This is a genomic window from Corynebacterium stercoris (assembly GCF_024160105.1).
GTDB lineage: Bacteria > Actinomycetota > Actinomycetes > Mycobacteriales > Mycobacteriaceae > Corynebacterium > Corynebacterium stercoris.
On the sequence record NZ_JAMFTQ010000007.1, the window covers coordinates 89,416 to 105,013 of the forward strand.

Below are 15,598 nucleotides of genomic sequence, written 5' to 3' on the forward strand. Positions count from 1 at the left end.
GAACCTCTGATTTCGGTGTGTAACTTACACCAATGCGATTAGACACCGAACCACTAAATAGCCGCAACCTCCTCGCCCCGTTCCAGCACCATTCTTATGGTTATCCCCGCCAAACAGCCACACGAGTCACAGAAGTAACATTGCGTTTCACCCCACCGGGTTCGGGGGTGAATCGAGGGGGTACTAGATGTGGTATGGCCCTGTTGCGCGCATAACAAGTTGGCCGATCCGGCGTGTCGCTTACGCGTCCGGCGAAAAACGCACTCCCGAATCCGGGATTTCCACGCCCGGCCACACGCGCATGCCGCCCTGCAGCTCGCAGCGCGCGCCGATGCGCGCACCCTCGCCGATCACGCAGTCCTGGATGCGCACGTTAGCGCCGATCGTCGCGCCGGAGGCGATGATGGAATTTCGCACGACGGCTCCGGGCTCGACGGTGACACCGTCGAAAAGCACGGAATCGTCGATGCGCGAGCCTGCGCCGATCACCGACCCGCGACCCACCGCGGTGCCGCCCATGAGGATCACGCCGCCCGCGACGCCTGCCGACGGATCGACGAGCGACTCGCCCGTCCGCCCCTCGAGCAACGGCGAGTACGCGATGCCGCGCACGAGATCCGACGAGCCCTGCACGAAATCGCTCGGGCGGCCCATGTCGCGCCAGTAGGAGGAATCGACGTGGCCGAGTACAAGGGCGCCGTCGGAAAGCAAGCCCGGGAACACTTCGCGCTCGACGGACACGACGCGCCCTGCGGGGATGCGCTCGATCACCTCGCGCTTGAACACGTAGCAGCCGGCGTTGATCTGGTCGGTCGGCGGATCCTCGGTCTTCTCCAGAAACGCCAGCACGCGGCCGTCTGCGTCGGTGGGCACCGAGCCGAACGCGCGCGGATCCGGCACGCGCACCAGGTGCAGCGTCACATCCGCGCCGCCCGCGTGGTGCGTGTCGAGGATGGCGCCGAGGTCCGCGCCGGAGAGCACGTCGCCGTTGAACACCATCGCCGTGTCGTAGCGCAGCTTGTCGTACACGTTGCGGATGCCGCCGCCGGTGCCCAGCGCTTCTTCCTCCACGACGTACTCGATCTCCAGGCCGAACTCCGCGCCGTCGCCGAAGTAGCGCTCGAACACCTCCGCCTTGTACGACGTGCCCAGCACCACGTGCCGCATGCCGGCCGCCGCGATGCGCGCGAGCAGGTGGCTCAAGAACGGGTAGCCGGCGGTGGGCAGCATCGGCTTGGGCGTCGACACCGTCAGCGGGCGCAGCCGCGTGCCCTGCCCGCCGACGAGAATGACGGCGTCCGTCTCCGCCGCCAGCGCGGCGCCGGTGGATTCAGGTTGCTCAGCCATGTGGTGTCCTTTACTTACGTCGAGAAGCACGGCGCACCGCGAGCGCGCCGCGAGCCTGCAATCCAACCCAGAGTACGAGCCGCACCGGGGCCTGCCACCACCGCGGGTGCCGGTCGCGCTGGAAGCGGTACGCCGACGCGTGGTGCGCCGGCACCGTCACGCGCGAGAACTTGCCCGCGACATGGCCCTGGTCGTGGCGGATCCCGGCGTGCGGGCAATACAGGTTGTCCCAGCCTGCGCGCGTGAGGCGGTCGCCGAAATCGATGTCCTCGAGGTACATGAAGTAACGCTCGTCGAAGCCGCCGATTGCGTCGAACGCGTCCCAGCGCACGAGCAGGCACGACCCCGACAGCCAGCCGGCGGTGCGCTGCGTATCCATGTCCTCGCCCTTGCGGTACGCCGCGCTAAACGGGTTTTTCGGCCACACCTGCGCGAGCAGCGCGTGGCCGATGCCGGTGGTCAAGGTCGGCACCTCGCGCGCGCTGGGGTACACGGAACCGTCCGCCTCCTCGATGCGCGGACCGGCCGCACCTGCGCGGGGCGCGGCGTCCAGGCATTGCACAAGCGTATCGACGCTCGCAGGAGCAAAACGCACATCCGGATTCACCACCAGCAGGTAATCCGGGTCGATCTCCCCGCGTTCGCGGCGCGGCGCCAGCGCGCGGGCGGCGGCGTTAATCGCGGCGCCGTAGCCGATGTTGCCGCCGGTGGGCAGGAACTCGACGTGCTCGTGCGCCTCCGCCGCCGCCTGGGGGACGCCGTCAGTGGAGCCGTTATCGGCGCACAGTAATACAGTGCGGCGCGCCGTCGCGTCGGCGAGGCTGTCGATCAACGCGCCGAGGTGCTTGCCCGGCGAGTACGTCACCGTGATGACGGCGAGCGGAAGGGAGGTTGCAGCGTGCTTCACAATGCGCCGAAGCTTACCCGGCGCTTAGCGCCGCCCGGGGCAGCCACACCGCGCTCGCGCCCGGGTCGCTGCGGGTGCGTGCCGTATACTTTCCGCCTGTGACGGACAACTACAGGCGCGCCCGGGACATCCAGCCGGCACCCTCCCGCGCGAGGGATGTCAGCCAAGCCGGGCACCCGGTTGTCAAAGGCGCGCTGGCGTTCCTGTCCGCCGTGGTGCTGCTGGTTTCCGGCGCGGGGTACGCGGCGGTGGGGCGCATCGGCAATCAGTTGAGTGCGTCGGAGCTGGAGATTAAACCGCCGTCGAAAAGCAAGGAAAAGAAGAAGCCCGAGGCGCTCGACGGAGCCGTGGACATCCTGCTGGTCGGCTCGGACTCGCGTACCGACGCCCAGGGCAACCCGCTCAGCGAGGAGGAGCTCGCGCGGCTGAACGCGGGCATTGCCGACGGCGAGATCAACACCGACACCATCATGGTCGTGCGCATCCCGGCCGACGGCTCGCGCGCGACTGCGGTATCGATTCCGCGCGACACGTACGTGCACACCGACGACTACGGCAACCTGAAGATCAACGGCGTCTACGCCGCGCACGCCGCCGAGAAGCGCGAGGAGCTGGTCGAGCGCGGCGTGGAGCCGGGGCCGCAGCTGGAGCAGCAGGTCGCACGCGCGGGGCAGCTCGGGCTTATCGACGCCGTGGCCGACCTCACCGGCGTCGAAGTCGACCACTTCGCCCAAGTGGGCCTTTTAGGATTCGTGCTGCTCACCGACGCTGTCGGTGGTGTCGAGGTATGCCTGAACGAGGCCGTCGACGAGCCGCTGTCCGGCGCGCGCTTCCCCGCCGGTGTCCAGACGCTCAACGGCACCGAGGCACTGTCGTTCGTGCGCCAGCGCCACGACTTGCCGCGCGGCGACCTCGACCGCATCGTGCGCCAGCAGGCGTTCATGGCGTCGCTGGTGCGCGAGGTGCTCTCCGCCGGCACGCTGGCGAACCCGGTGCGCATGCGCGAGCTGGCCAACGCCGCCGAGCGCTCCGTGACCATCGACCAGGGCTGGGACGTGATGGGGCTGGCGCAGCAGATGTCCGGGCTGGCGGGCGGCAACGTGACGTTTACGACGATTCCGGTGACCTCGGTCAACGGCGTGGGCGACTACGGCGAGTCCATCGTCACTGTCGACGTCGCGGAGGTGCACCGCTTCATGGAGGAGCAGGTGACGCCGCCTGAGGCGGCCGACGCGGAAGGCGACGGCGGCGAGGAGACCGAGTCCGCGCCGGCGCCGAGCACCGAGCTCGCCGCGGCCGAGGTGTACGTGCTCAACGCGGGCGCGCCGCCGCGCCAGGCGACGGTGGTCGCGGACTTCCTGCGGGAGTCGACGCTGCAGGTCGCCAACGTGTCTAACGCGCTCGAGGGCGTATACTCGCGCTCCCAGATCGTCGCCGCCGACCCGGAGGATGCCAAGGCGCACGAGCTCGCCGAGCGCCTCGGCGGCCTGCCGGTCACCTCCAACGACGGCCTTGAGCCGGGCAGCCTCATCGTGGTCGTCGCCGCCGACTACGCCGGCCCCGCCGCGTTCGAGGAGGGCGAGACTGGCGAGGAGCACGAAACCGTCGGCACGCCGGGCGCCGATTTCGGCGCCACCGAGGCCTCGCCGGAGCTCAACGCCGGCGGCACGGGCCCGCGCTGCGTGAACTAATTCTCTAGTCTGGCGGGCATGAACATGCTTTCGCCGCTGCTCGCCACCGACCCGGCCAGCCCGCGCCTCACCGTCTACGACGACGCGCGCGGCACCCGCATGGAATTCTCCGGCGTGACGCTGGAGAACTGGGCGTGCAAGGTCGCGAACATGCTGCTCGAGGAGTTCGAGCTCGACGAGGACGGCGCCGTACGCATCGATCTCCCCGCGTCGTGGCAGGCGGCGGTGGTTGCGCTCGGCGCGTACACCGCGTCGCTCACCCCGCTTTTCGACGATTCTTTGCAGCCCGACGTCGTGTTCACCTCCGTCGATAAGGCTCCGGCGTGGAGCGATGTGCCGGACTGCGTCGTGGTGTCGGACGACCCGTTCGGGCGCGGCGTTGTCGAGGCGGGCGGCGAGCTGCCGCTGGGTACCGTCGATTTCGGTCCCACCGTGCGCTTTTACGGCGACCAGTACGTGGGCCCGAGTCCGGAGCTTGCGCGGTGGGAGCGGGCGGACGTCGGCAAGCACCGGTACTTAGTGCCGGCGTGGAGCACGGCGGAGGAGTTCGAGGAGTACGTGCTCGCGCCGCTCGCCGCGGGCGGGTCGGTGGTGCTGGCCGCGGGGCTGGTGTCGGCGGAGCGTCAGCAGCAGATTGTGGAGACGGAGAAGGTTACGCGCGTCTTAACTCCGCGTTAACTGCCCGTTTCGGGGGTGGACGTTCCCCCAGCTCTACCCCCGTTAACGGGGAAACGGCCAAAATCGGGGTTTTTCACCGGATTGTTCTTCTAGATTAAAGGAACCTCCGATTTGAAAGGCCTGTGTATGAACCTGCACGCAACCCGTAGGACCGGCGCAGCACTCTGCGCCATTGCCCTTTCCTCCACCGCGCTCGTGGCTTGCTCCAACGACAACACCGCGGACACCACCGCCACCAGCGCAGCCACCTCCGCCGCCTCCGAGGCCCCCGCCGCGGACAAGGCTGCCGGCGAGGACCGCGGCCCGATCACCTTCGCGATGGGCCGCAACGACACCGACAAGATCATCCCGATCATTGAGAAGTGGAACGCCGAGCACCCGGACGAGCAGGTCACCCTGAGCGAACTCGCCGGCGAGGCCGACGACCAGCGCGACACCCTCGTGCAGTCCCTCCAGGCCAAGAACGCCGACTACGACGTCATGGCGCTCGACGTTGTGTGGACCGCAGACTTCGCCGCGAACCAGTGGCTCGAGCCGCTCGAGGGCGATTACGCCGTCGACACCTCCAAGCTGCTGCAGTCCACCGTCGACTCCGCGACCTACAACGGCAAGCTCTACGCCCTGCCGCAGAACACCAACGGCCAGCTGCTGTTCCGCAACACCGACATCATCGCTGAGGCACCGGACACCTTCGCCGATATCAAGTCCGCGTGCGAGGCCATCGAGACCGACTGCCTGACCACGCAGCTCAAGCAGTACGAGGGCCTGACCGTGAACACCCTCGGCTTCATCCACGGCTGGGGCGGCGAGGTCATCGACGCCAACGGCGAGCCGACCGTCGAGTCCGACGCTGCCAAGGCCGGCCTGCAGGCGCTGGTCGACGCGTACGCCGACGGCACCATCGCCAAGGGCTCCACCGCGGCGACCGAGGAGGAGACCAACCTGGCCTTCACCGAGGGCAAGACCGCGTTCGCGATCAACTGGCCGTACATGTACTCCAACGCTGAGGAGGCCGGCCTGAACTTCGAGGTCCAGCCGCTCGTCGGCGAGAACGGTGTCGGCGCGTCCACCCTGGGCGGCTACAACAACGGCATCAACATCTACTCGAAGCACAAGGCAACCGCCCGCGACTTCATCGAGTTCATCGTCTCCGAGGAGAATCAGCTCTCCTTCGCCGAGGCCTCCTTCCCGCCGGTGCTCGCGTCCATCTACGACGACGCCGACCTGATCAAGGAGCACCCGTACCTGCCGGCGCTCAAGGAGTCCCTCGAGAACGCGAAGCCGCGTCCGGTTTCCCCGTTCTACCCGGCGATCTCCAAGGCCATCCAGGACAACTCCTACGCTGCCCTGACCTCCGGCAAGAGCGTCGACGACGCTGCGAAGGACATGGCCGCAGCTATCCAGCAGGCCAAGTAACACCCCTTTGCGCTAACGCCCGCCACGGAATACGTTCCGGTGCGGGCGTTCGCCCGTTATCCCTCCGTACAGAAAGCTAGGGAACGATGAGTACCGCCGTATCCGACCGCGCCGCGCGCCGCGCGGGCAAACGTTCCGCACCCTCGCGTGCCGACGCAGGGAAAGCGTACGCCCTCGTCACCCCCGCCCTGATCGTGCTGGCGGTGGTGATCGGCTACCCGATCCTCCGCGCGATCTGGCTGTCCTTCCAATCCAACCGGCACCTCGACCCGAAAACCGGCGTGTTCGTCGACGGCGGGTTCGCAGGCCTCGACAATTACCTGTACTGGATCACGAACCGGTGCATGAGCCCGTCGGGTGTCGTGGGTGCGTGCCCGCCAGGCGTGCTCGCCACCGACTTTTGGCCGGCGGTGCGCATCACGCTGTTCTTCACCGTGGTCACCGTGTTGCTCGAGATTGTGCTCGGGATGGCGATGGCGCTGATTATGAACCATCCGTCGAAAGGCAGGGCGCTGATCCGCGCCGCAGTGCTCATCCCGTGGGCGATCCCGACGGCGGTGACCGCGAAGCTGTGGCAGTTCATGTTCGCGCCGAACGGCATCGTGAACTCGCTGCTGGGGCAGAACATCGCGTGGACGACGGACCCGTGGGCCGCGCGCTTCGCCGTCATCATCGCCGACGTGTGGAAGACCACGCCCTTCATGGCGCTGCTCATCCTCGCCGGCCTGCAGATGATCCCCAACGACGTCTACGAGGCAGCGCGTGTCGACGGCGCCTCCACCTGGCAAACTTTCACGCGCATCACCCTGCCGCTCGTGCGCCCGGCGCTGATGGTGGCGGTGCTGTTCCGCACCCTCGACGCGCTTCGCATGTACGACCTGCCGGTGATCATGATCTCCGGGTCCGCCAACTCCCCCACCGCCACGATCTCGCAGCTGGTGGTCGAAGACATGCGCCAGGGCAACTTCAACTCGGCGTCCGCGCTCTCGACGCTGATCTTCCTGCTCATCTTCACCGTCGCGTTCGTAATGATCCGCTTCCTCGGCGCCGACGTCGGCGGAGCGGCGCGGGAGCCGCGGAAGGCGAAGGGGCGGAGAAATAGGCGTCGGAAAGCGGAAGCTCAGGAGGCAGCGCGATGAAAAAGTTCGGTCACTACCTCGGTGTCATCTTCATCATGTTTTGGGGGCTCGCGCCGTTTTATTGGATGCTGGTCACCGCGCTGCGCGACAAGCGCTACACGTTCGACACCACGCCCTGGCCCACGCACGTCACGCTCGATAACTTCCGCGACGCGCTGGCGACCGACAAGGGCAACGATTTCCTCGGTGCGATCGGCAACTCGCTGATCATTTCGCTGGCGACGACGGCGCTCGCCGTCCTCGTCGGCGTGTTCACTGCGTACGCGCTCGCGCGGCTGAATTTCCCGGGCAAGGGCATTATCACGGGCATCATTCTCGCGGCGTCGATGTTCCCCGGCATCGCGCTGGTGACGCCGCTGTTCCAGCTGTTCGGCGACCTCGACTGGATCGGCACGTACCGCGCCATGATCATCCCGAACATCTCGTTCGCTCTGCCGCTGACGGTGTACACGCTGATCTCGTTCTTCCAGCAACTGCCGTGGGAGCTCGAGGAAGCAGCGCGTGTCGACGGCGCGACCCGCGGCCAGGCGTTCCGCCTCGTGCTGCTGCCGCTCGCGGCACCGGCGATCTTCACGACGGCGATCATCGCATTCATCACCACGTGGAACGAATTCATGCTGGCGCGCCAACTCTCCACGACCGCGACCGAGCCCGTCACCGTCGCGATCGCGCGCTTCAGCGGCCCGAGTGCGTTCGAGTACCCGTACGCCGCGATTATGGCGGCGGGCTCCTTGGTGACCATCCCGCTGATCATCATGGTGCTGGTGTTCCAGCGCCGCATCGTTTCCGGCCTCACCGCCGGCGGCGTGAAGGGCTAGCTGCCGAAGAGGGTGTGCATGGCGCCGTAGGGGTGGGTGGTGTTGTGCGCGGGGTGGCCGTTGGGTGAGTGCCAGATTGGTGCGCCGTTTTGGCGGGTGATGCGGCCTCGGCGGTTGGTGTCGGGGTCGTCGTCGTTGGTGCCGTTGTGGTAGCTGCACACGGGTGCGAGGTTGTCGAGGTTGGTTTCCCCGCCGTGCTTCCACGCTTGGATGTGGTGGATTTCGCAGTTGTCGGCGGCGTGGCGGCAATCCGGCACCGGGCACGCGGTGGTGGTGGCGCGCACCAGGTCGCGTTGTTTCTGGTTGGCGAAGCGCTGGGTGCGGTACAGGTTCACCGGGCCTTCCTGCGGGTGGAACAGGGCGGCTTCGAGGTGGTTGTCGGCGGTGGCGACACATTGGGTGAGGTAGTCGGCGCCGGTGATGGTGGTGCCGTCGGTAAGCCCGAGTGTGACCTCGTCGCCGTCGCCGCGGTGGATCTGCACCCACGCGTCCAGGGGGATCAAGAGCAGTGGTCTGGGTGCGGCGTGGGGCACGCCGCCTGCTGCGCCGTCGCCTCTGATGAGGGCTTTGAGGCGGGCGAGCATGTGCGCGGCCATGGTGACCGCGCCTTTGGTGTGGTGTTGGCGCAGGTAGTGCTCGAGGTCGGCGAGGAAGCGTTCGTCGGTGGTGACGGTCATGCGGCGTTTCCCGCCGCGCGACGGGCTGAAGGTGACTTGGTCCTTCGGCGCGTCTTTCGGCGGGGTGGGGATAAGGGTCTTCAAAACGCGCTGGAGGCGTTTGTAGCCGCCGCGAATCTTCAGCGCGGCGAGGCGGAGCTTGTTTCTGGTGCGCTGGCTCTTGATCGGTTTGAGGCGTCGCTCGATGAGGGCGAGCTTGTCGAGGGTGAACTCGCCCGCGCGTGCTGCCTCAAGCGCGAGGCGTTGCTTCTGAGGTGATGTAGTGGTGCCGTAGTAGACCTTGTCGAGCAGCTCCCACGCGCGCACCCGGTTCGGGTCGAACCCGGCATCGAGCGCGCGTTGTTTATCGAAGCCCACCAGAGCATCAATCCCGTACGGACGGGCAATCAAATCGTCAAAACCTGTCATGCCACGCACGCTAAGCGCCACGGCAAGCGTTGCCAACGGAGCAGCCCTCCAGCCTGTGGATAGTGGTTTTTCTCTCCACAGGTTATTGAAAACGCGCAGGTGAAAGGCGGTGCAGCAGGCGTCGCCAGGCGACGCGCGCCACAGAGTGCGGCACGGCGACAAGCTCGCGCGCGTAATGCTTCAAGTTCTTCAGCGGCCGGCCGGGCGGCATCGGCGCGGCAACCACGTCGATGGGAATACCCAAGTGCCACGCCCAGATCCGGGTGCGGGCGGCGTGGTAGCGGTTGGTGACAACGGTGAGGCGGGCGGCGTCGGGAAGCAAAGCCCGGGAGCGCTCCAGGTTCTCGTTCGTCGAGGTCGCGTGCGGCTCGACGATGATCTCCCCCGCCGCCACCCCCCGCTCGCGCAGCCAGGCGGCCATGACATCGGCCTCGCCGCGCCCCGTCACGACGATCGGTGCGGGGTGCAGCTGGTGGTGGGAAAGCGCCGTCGATAAGCGGGAAGCGAGCATGCGCGACGGGCGGCCCTCGACGACGCGCGCGCCGAGGACGACGATCGGCTGGTTACTCACCAAGCAGGCGCTGGCGCAGCGCGTCGTCCTTGCGCTCCACCTCGGCGGCAAGATCCGCCTGGTAAGACGCCATTTTCTCCACCAGCGCCGCGTCGCCCGCGCCGAGGATGCGCACCGCGAGCAGGCCCGCGTTCTTCGCGCCGCCGATGGACACGGTGGCCACCGGCACGCCGCCGGGCATCTGCACGATGGACAGCAGCGAATCCAGCCCGTCGAGGTCCGCGAGCGCGCGCGGCACGCCGATGACCGGCAGCGGCGTCGCGGCCGCCACCATGCCCGGCAGGTGCGCGGCGCCGCCGGCGCAGGCGATGATCACCTTCAGGCCGCGCGTGTGCGCCTGCTTCGCGTACGCCAGCATCTTCTCCGGCGTGCGGTGCGCGGACACGACGCCGACCTCGAAGGGCACCTCGAAATCGCGCAGCACCTCGGCGGCGGGGGCGACGGTGTCCCAGTCAGAATCGGAACCCATGATGAGGCCGACGAGCGGTTGCATTGCTTACTCTCCTTCGGCGCGGCGTTCGAGCCACGCGGCGTTGACGATGAAGTGCGCCGCGTCCTCGGCGACGGCGAGCGCCTCCTCGAGCGTATCCGCGGCGACGTTGACGTGCCCCATCTTGCGCCCGGCGCGGTATGTCTTGCCGTAAAGGTGCACCTTGACCTGCGGGTAGCGGCGCATCACCTCGGCGACGCGCTCGGCCACGGGCATCTCGGGCTGCTGCTCGCCGCCGAGGGTGTTCACCATGACGGTCACCGGCGCGGTGGGTGCGGTGGAGCCGAGCGGCCAATCGAGCACGGCGCGCAGGTGCTGCTCGAATTGGCTGGTCACGCAGCCGTCCTGGGTCCAGTGGCCGGTGTTGTGCGGGCGCATGGCCAGCTCGTTGACCTGGATCTTCCCGCCAGCTTCGAACAGCTCGACGGCGAGCACGCCGGTCACGTCGAGTTCCTCGGCGATGCGGCAGGCCAGGTCGCGGCACTCGCGTGCGATCTCGTCGTCGAGCTCGGGCGCGGGCGAAATCGCGACGCGGCAAATGCCGTCGTCCTGCTGCGACTCCACGACCGGCCACGCCGCGACCTCGCCGGAGCGGTTGCGCGCCACCATCGCGGACAGTTCGCGGTCGAAGGCAATTTTGCGCTCCGCCATCAGCGGCACGTCGCGGTCGAGCAGGTCGGCGACCAGCTCGGAGCATTCGCTTTCCGACGACGGGAACCAGACCCCATGGCCGTCATACCCGCCGCGGGTAGCTTTGAGGCACACGGCACCGTCGACCTGGTGCCAAAAAGCTTGTGCGTCGGCGGGCGAAGTAATCGGCGCGAACTCCGGCACCGGGGCGCCGAGGTCCGCGAGGCGGCGACGCTGCTCCAGCTTGTCCTGGGCGAAGATGAGGGCTTCGGGGCGCGGCTCGACGGCAACGCCTGCGTCGATGAGCGTTTGCGCGAACTCGTTGGGCACGTGCTCGTGGTCGAAGGTGACGGCGTCGGCACCCTCGGCGATGGCCTTGAGGTCCGCAAGATCGGTGTAGTCGCCGATGCGGACATCGCCGAAAACCTGCGCCGCCGACTCGTCCGGGGCGCCGGCGAGCACGCGCGTCTCAATGCCCAGCTCGATCGCTTCCGTCTGCATCATCCGTGCCAGCTGGCCGTCGCCGACCACGGCGACCACCGGCATCCCATAGGTATTCACCCTGCACACTTTAGTAGTTAGGATTGCCGGCATGGCTGAGAGCATCCAGCGGCACACGATCTTCCAGAACTCCCTCATGACGGCGCTGCTCGACGGCATCTACGACGGCGAGATGACCATCGGCGAAATCCTGGCGAAGGGCAACTTCGGGCTGGGCACCTTCGACGGGCTCGACGGGGAGATGATCATCCTCGACGGGGTGTGCCACCAGCTGACCAGCGACGGCAAAGCGCGCGTGGCGGACCTGGAGCAGCGCACGCCGTTCACGGTGGTGACCAACTTCGTGCCCCGCATCCGCGTCGACGCTCCGCGCGGGATGCGCCGCAGCGACCTGTCCGCGTTCATCGACAGCCTCGAGCCGAGCGCGAACTTCTTCTACGCCGTGCGCATCACCGGCCGCTTCAGCGAGGTAGTCACCCGCACGGTGTCGAAGCAGGAGAAGCCGTACCCGCCGATGTCCGAGGCCGTGGGCGACGACGAGGAGCACCGCTTCACCGACACGCGCGGCGTGATCGGGGGCTTCCGCACCCCGGGCTACGCGAAGGGCATCGGCGTGCCGGGCTGCCACGTGCACTTCATCACCGCGGACCACTCCAGCGGCGGCCACGTGCTGGACTACACGGTGGACGAAGCGGTGATCGAGCTCTGCCCGGGCACCGACATGGAGCTGCACCTGCCGATTACGGCGGAGTTCCAGGACGGGGACTTGGCGCCCGAGGACCTCGACGCGCAGATTCACGCGACGGAGGTGAAAAACTAGCGTCGATACGCGAGCTGCTCCCCGATCACGCGCTCGATCGCGCGGGACTTGCCCACCTGCTCGAAGTGGATCGGGCGCTCGTAGCCGTAGATGGCGACGGTGATGCCGCCGCGTTCGCGGCGGGCGGAGTGGATCTGGCGGTGCGGGATCGAATCGACGCCGCCCGCGCGCCCGCGGGCGAGAATGCGGTGGTCCGTGACCACGAAGCGGCGGCGGCGCGAGCGCACGACCGGCACGCCGAAGCGCCACGCGGCGATGACAGCCCACGCCGCGACGACCGCGTTGCGCACCACCGCGTCGACGCCGGGCGTGACATCCATCCACCCGACGGCGATCCACGCCACGCCGGTGATCACGATCAGCTCCAGCAGCGGGAAGATCAAGGTGCTCAGCGGCGCGGCGACGTCGGCGAGGACGACTTCGCCCTCGCCGAGCGCGAAAGCCGGCTTGCGTGCCATGCGGCTAGCTGGTGGGCCGCAGGTGGAAGACGTCGCCGACTGCGTAGGCGGTGCCGTCGATGATCACTTCGCCCGCGTCGTTGACGTCGTCGACGACGCCTGTGACTGCGCCGTCGTGAAGCTCAATGCGCACCGGCTGGCCGATGGTGGAGCACACGGTGCGGTAGTCGGCGAGCAGCTGCGGGTCGCCGGTCTGCCACTGGGTGAGGCGGCGGCCCATGGCGGTGAGGATGTCGATGGTGAAGTCGTCGAAATCCACGTCGATGCCCTCGAGGTTGAGCGCGGTCGAGGTGTCGGTGGGCAGCTCCTCCGGGCGCATGGCCACGTTGATGCCGATTCCCACGACCACCTTCGGCATGTCCAAGCCCGAGAGGATGCCGGCGATTTTCTTTCCGCGGATCTGCACGTCGTTCGGCCACTTCAGCTTCGCCTCTGGCACGACGTCGGTGACTGCCACGCCCGGCGCGACGGACAACAGGCCGAAGTCGCCGGGGTGCTTGGAGGCGTCGAGCACCATGCTCATGGCCAGCTGGGCGCCCTTCGGCGAGACCCACTGGCGGCCGAGGCGGCCCTTCGCGTCTGTCTGCTCGTCGGCGATGAGCACCATGCCGGGCTCGCCGTGCGCGAGCATGTCCGCGTTCGTGGAGCCGGTGGATTCGACCCAGCGCACGTCGGGCCAGTACTCGGCGACGGCGTCCTGGATGCGTTGGATGTCGGAGACGGTCATGGTGTCAAAGCCTAGCCCGCCGCCGGCCGTGCGCCACTACGCTGGGCAGCATGAGCACCCGGAGAGACATCACCCCTGCGACGCTCATGGTTGGCGCATTGGAGAAGGCGTTGACCGCCCAACAGCCGGTGGCGAAAGGGAATGTTGCGCGGTTGCGGAGGCCCGCGGCGGATGTTTGGCCTGACCAGCACTAGCCCGCGGCGACCTCGCAGACGGCGACGGCATAGTCACCGTCGTGGCTGAGGGACAGCGACGCAGCGGGCGGGGCGACGCGGGCCAGCGCGCCGCGCAACGCGATAGCGACGCGGCCGAACGCGTCGGCGACGACCTCGATCTGGGCGAAATCCACAGCGTCGACCTCGGGCGCGAGGCCGTAGCGGGCGGTGCCCCACGCCTTCACGTACGCCTCTTTGGCGGCCCAGCGGGCGGCGAGAGAGGCGTCCCGGTCGGGCTTCCCCGCACAGTCGCGCAGCTCGCGCTCGGTGAACACCCTTCGAAAGCGCGAGCCCGGTACGGCAAGCTGGGCAGCGAACGCGGGGACGTGCACGATGTCGACGCCCACTGCCATACCCCACCTCACCTCGCTAGTGACAGAAATCACAGAGTACCATATCAGCACCATAATGGCCCTACTTACCGGACCGTAAGTTACGTTTCCGTAGGTTCGGCAACTACTTTTGACCTCGAAAGCTTAAAGTGACGCCCATGACGCTCGCGAACCACACGAGTACGCCGCACACGACGGCGGAGAAGATCGAGGACCTGCGGCGCCGCCGCGCCGAGGCCCACGCCCCGATGGGTGAGGCCGCCTACGAGAAAGTCCGCGACGCCGGGCGCATGACGGCGCGCGAACGGCTGGACTACATCCTGGACGAGGGCTCCTTCGTGGAGACGGACATGCTCGCCCGCCACCGCACCCACGACTTCGGCATGTACGCCAAGCGCCCGGTCACGGACGGGATCGTGACGGGGTGGGGCACCATCGACGGCCGCGAGGTGTGCATCTTCTCCCAGGACGGCACCGTGTTCGGCGGCGCGCTCGGCGAAGTGTACGGCGAGAAGATGGTGAAGATCCAGGAGCTGGCTGTGACCACCGGCCGCCCGCTCATCGGCCTCTACGAGGGCGCGGGCGCGCGCATTCAGGACGGCGCGGTGTCGCTGGACTGGATCGCGCAGACTTTCTACCAGAACGTCCGCGCCTCCGGGGTCGTGCCGCAGATCTCCGTCATCCTCGGCGCGTGCGCGGGCGGCAACGCCTACTCCCCCGCGCTGACGGACTTCGTGGTCATGGTGGACAAAACGTCGAAAATGTTCGTCACCGGCCCGGACGTGATCAAGACGGTCACCGGCGAGGAAATCACCCAGGAGGAGCTCGGCGGCGCGTGGACCCACATGATCTCCGCAGGCAACTGCCACTATGTGGCGGAAACCGACGAGGAGGCGCTGAATTGGGTGATGGATTTGGTGGGGTACCTGCCGTCGAATAGCAAGGAAGCTCCGCCCGTGGTCGAGAGCTCCTTCGAGGATGCGGTGACCAGTGCCGACCTGGAGCTGGACACGCTGATGCCGGATTCGGCGAACCAGCCGTACGACGTGCGCGACGTGATCGCGCTGGTGGCGGACGGCGGCGAGTACCTGGAAATCATGCAGCAGCGCGCGGAGAACGTCGTGGTCGCGCTCGGCCACATCGACGGCCAGGCGGTGGGGTTCGTGGCCAATCAGCCGATGGTCAACGCCGGCTGCCTGGACATCGATTCCTCCGAGAAGGCGGCGCGGTTCGTGCGCACCTGCGACGCGTTCAACATCCCGATCGTGATGCTCGTCGACGTGCCCGGCTTCCTGCCCGGCGCGAGCCAGGAAGCCGACGGCATTCTGCGCCGCGGCGCGAAGCTGCTCTACGCCTACGGCGAGGCGACGGTGCCGAAGATCACCGTGACCATGCGCAAGGCGTACGGCGGCGCGTACTGCGTGATGGGGTCGAAAGGCCTCGGCGCGGACGTGAACTTGGCGTGGCCGACCGCGCAGATCGCGGTGATGGGCGCGGCTGGCGCCGTCGGTTTCATCAACCGCAAGGAGATCAAGGCAGCGCGCGAATCGGGCATGGACGCCGAGGACCTCGCCGAGCTGATCGCCAGCTTCGAGCGCGAGTACGAAGACACGATCCTGAACCCGTACAACGCCGCCGAGCGCGGGCTCATCGACGCCGTGATCCTGCCCAGCGAAACCCGCACCGCCATCGCCGCCAACCTGCGCCTCTACCGCAACAAGACGGTCGCCCGCCCGGCGCGCAAGCACGGCAATATCCCCCTCTAACCTGCAG

The 15,598-nt window shown here is 67.7% G+C and carries 16 protein-coding genes; 7 read left to right on the forward strand and 9 right to left on the reverse strand.

What is annotated here, in order from left to right; translation table 11 throughout:
* Positions 1–240: 240 nt before the first annotated feature.
* Together manB and M5J20_RS07220 are read right to left on the reverse strand one after the other, a co-directional pair.
* Positions 241–1,347, reverse strand: coding sequence for a mannose-1-phosphate guanylyltransferase (manB, locus tag M5J20_RS07215; RefSeq protein WP_253577988.1), 1,107 nt, complete (start codon positions 1,345–1,347; stop codon positions 241–243).
* Positions 1,348–1,357: 10 nt separating this feature from the next.
* Complete coding sequence (locus M5J20_RS07220) at positions 1,358–2,254, reverse strand: glycosyltransferase (protein WP_253577990.1); 897 nt, start codon at positions 2,252–2,254, stop codon at positions 1,358–1,360.
* A gap of 98 nt (positions 2,255–2,352) precedes the next feature.
* Between M5J20_RS07220 and M5J20_RS07225 the strand changes: the two genes are divergently transcribed.
* The 5 genes from M5J20_RS07225 (at position 2,353) to M5J20_RS07245 (ending at position 7,996) form a co-directional block, all read left to right on the forward strand.
* Positions 2,353–3,945, forward strand: coding sequence for an LCP family protein (locus tag M5J20_RS07225; RefSeq protein WP_253577992.1), 1,593 nt, complete (start codon positions 2,353–2,355; stop codon positions 3,943–3,945).
* Positions 3,946–3,963: 18 nt separating this feature from the next.
* The gene (locus M5J20_RS07230) at positions 3,964–4,623 is read left to right on the forward strand and encodes a TIGR03089 family protein (RefSeq protein WP_253577994.1); all 660 of its coding nucleotides are present in this window, start codon (positions 3,964–3,966) and stop codon (positions 4,621–4,623) included.
* A 126-nt stretch (positions 4,624–4,749) separates the two neighbouring features.
* On the forward strand, positions 4,750–6,039 hold the full coding sequence (locus M5J20_RS07235; protein WP_253577996.1) for an ABC transporter substrate-binding protein: 1,290 nt from the start codon (positions 4,750–4,752) through the stop codon (positions 6,037–6,039).
* Positions 6,040–6,125: 86 nt separating this feature from the next.
* On the forward strand, positions 6,126–7,178 hold the full coding sequence (locus M5J20_RS07240) for a carbohydrate ABC transporter permease (protein WP_253577997.1): 1,053 nt from the start codon (positions 6,126–6,128) through the stop codon (positions 7,176–7,178).
* Positions 7,175–7,996 carry a carbohydrate ABC transporter permease gene (locus M5J20_RS07245; protein WP_253577999.1) on the forward strand — a complete coding sequence of 274 codons (822 nt, stop codon included), beginning with the start codon at positions 7,175–7,177 and terminating at the stop codon, positions 7,994–7,996. Before M5J20_RS07240 ends, M5J20_RS07245 begins: the two co-directional genes overlap by 4 nt.
* Here M5J20_RS07245 and M5J20_RS07250 read toward each other — a convergent pair.
* The 4 genes from M5J20_RS07250 to M5J20_RS07265 all read right to left on the reverse strand — a co-directional run bounded on the left by M5J20_RS07250 (position 7,993) and on the right by M5J20_RS07265 (position 11,333).
* The gene (locus M5J20_RS07250) at positions 7,993–9,081 is read right to left on the reverse strand and encodes an HNH endonuclease signature motif containing protein (RefSeq protein ID WP_253578001.1); all 1,089 of its coding nucleotides are present in this window, start codon (positions 9,079–9,081) and stop codon (positions 7,993–7,995) included. The genes M5J20_RS07245 and M5J20_RS07250 overlap by 4 nt on opposite strands.
* Positions 9,082–9,163: 82 nt before the next feature.
* Positions 9,164–9,652: a YdcF family protein gene (locus M5J20_RS07255; RefSeq protein ID WP_367614918.1), complete on the reverse strand. Its 489-nt coding sequence runs from the start codon at positions 9,650–9,652 to the stop codon at positions 9,164–9,166.
* Positions 9,645–10,145, reverse strand: coding sequence for a 5-(carboxyamino)imidazole ribonucleotide mutase (gene purE, locus M5J20_RS07260; RefSeq protein ID WP_253578005.1), 501 nt, complete (start codon positions 10,143–10,145; stop codon positions 9,645–9,647). The genes M5J20_RS07255 and purE overlap by 8 nt, the downstream gene beginning before the upstream one ends.
* A 3-nt stretch (positions 10,146–10,148) precedes the next feature.
* Complete coding sequence (locus tag M5J20_RS07265) at positions 10,149–11,333, reverse strand: 5-(carboxyamino)imidazole ribonucleotide synthase (protein WP_367614919.1); 1,185 nt, start codon at positions 11,331–11,333, stop codon at positions 10,149–10,151.
* A 31-nt stretch (positions 11,334–11,364) separates the two neighbouring features.
* On the opposite strand from M5J20_RS07265, the gene budA reads away from it, so the two are divergent.
* Positions 11,365–12,093, forward strand: coding sequence for an acetolactate decarboxylase (budA, locus tag M5J20_RS07270; protein WP_253578007.1), 729 nt, complete (start codon positions 11,365–11,367; stop codon positions 12,091–12,093).
* Here budA and M5J20_RS07275 read toward each other — a convergent pair.
* From M5J20_RS07275 to acpS, 3 genes are all read right to left on the reverse strand, one after another.
* Positions 12,090–12,551, reverse strand: coding sequence for a hypothetical protein (locus M5J20_RS07275; protein WP_253578009.1), 462 nt, complete (start codon positions 12,549–12,551; stop codon positions 12,090–12,092). The two genes, budA and M5J20_RS07275, sit on opposite strands and share 4 nt — an antisense overlap.
* Positions 12,552–12,555: 4 nt before the next feature.
* A complete protein-coding gene (locus tag M5J20_RS07280; protein ID WP_253578011.1) occupies positions 12,556–13,278 on the reverse strand; it encodes a biotin--[acetyl-CoA-carboxylase] ligase in 723 nt (240 codons plus the stop codon).
* Between the two features lie 190 nt (positions 13,279–13,468).
* Complete coding sequence (acpS, locus tag M5J20_RS07285) at positions 13,469–13,846, reverse strand: holo-ACP synthase AcpS (protein ID WP_253578013.1); 378 nt, start codon at positions 13,844–13,846, stop codon at positions 13,469–13,471.
* A gap of 137 nt (positions 13,847–13,983) precedes the next feature.
* Between acpS and M5J20_RS07290 the strand changes: the two genes are divergently transcribed.
* Positions 13,984–15,591 carry an acyl-CoA carboxylase subunit beta gene (locus tag M5J20_RS07290; RefSeq protein ID WP_253578015.1) on the forward strand — a complete coding sequence of 536 codons (1,608 nt, stop codon included), beginning with the start codon at positions 13,984–13,986 and terminating at the stop codon, positions 15,589–15,591.
* Positions 15,592–15,598 lie beyond the last annotated feature (7 nt).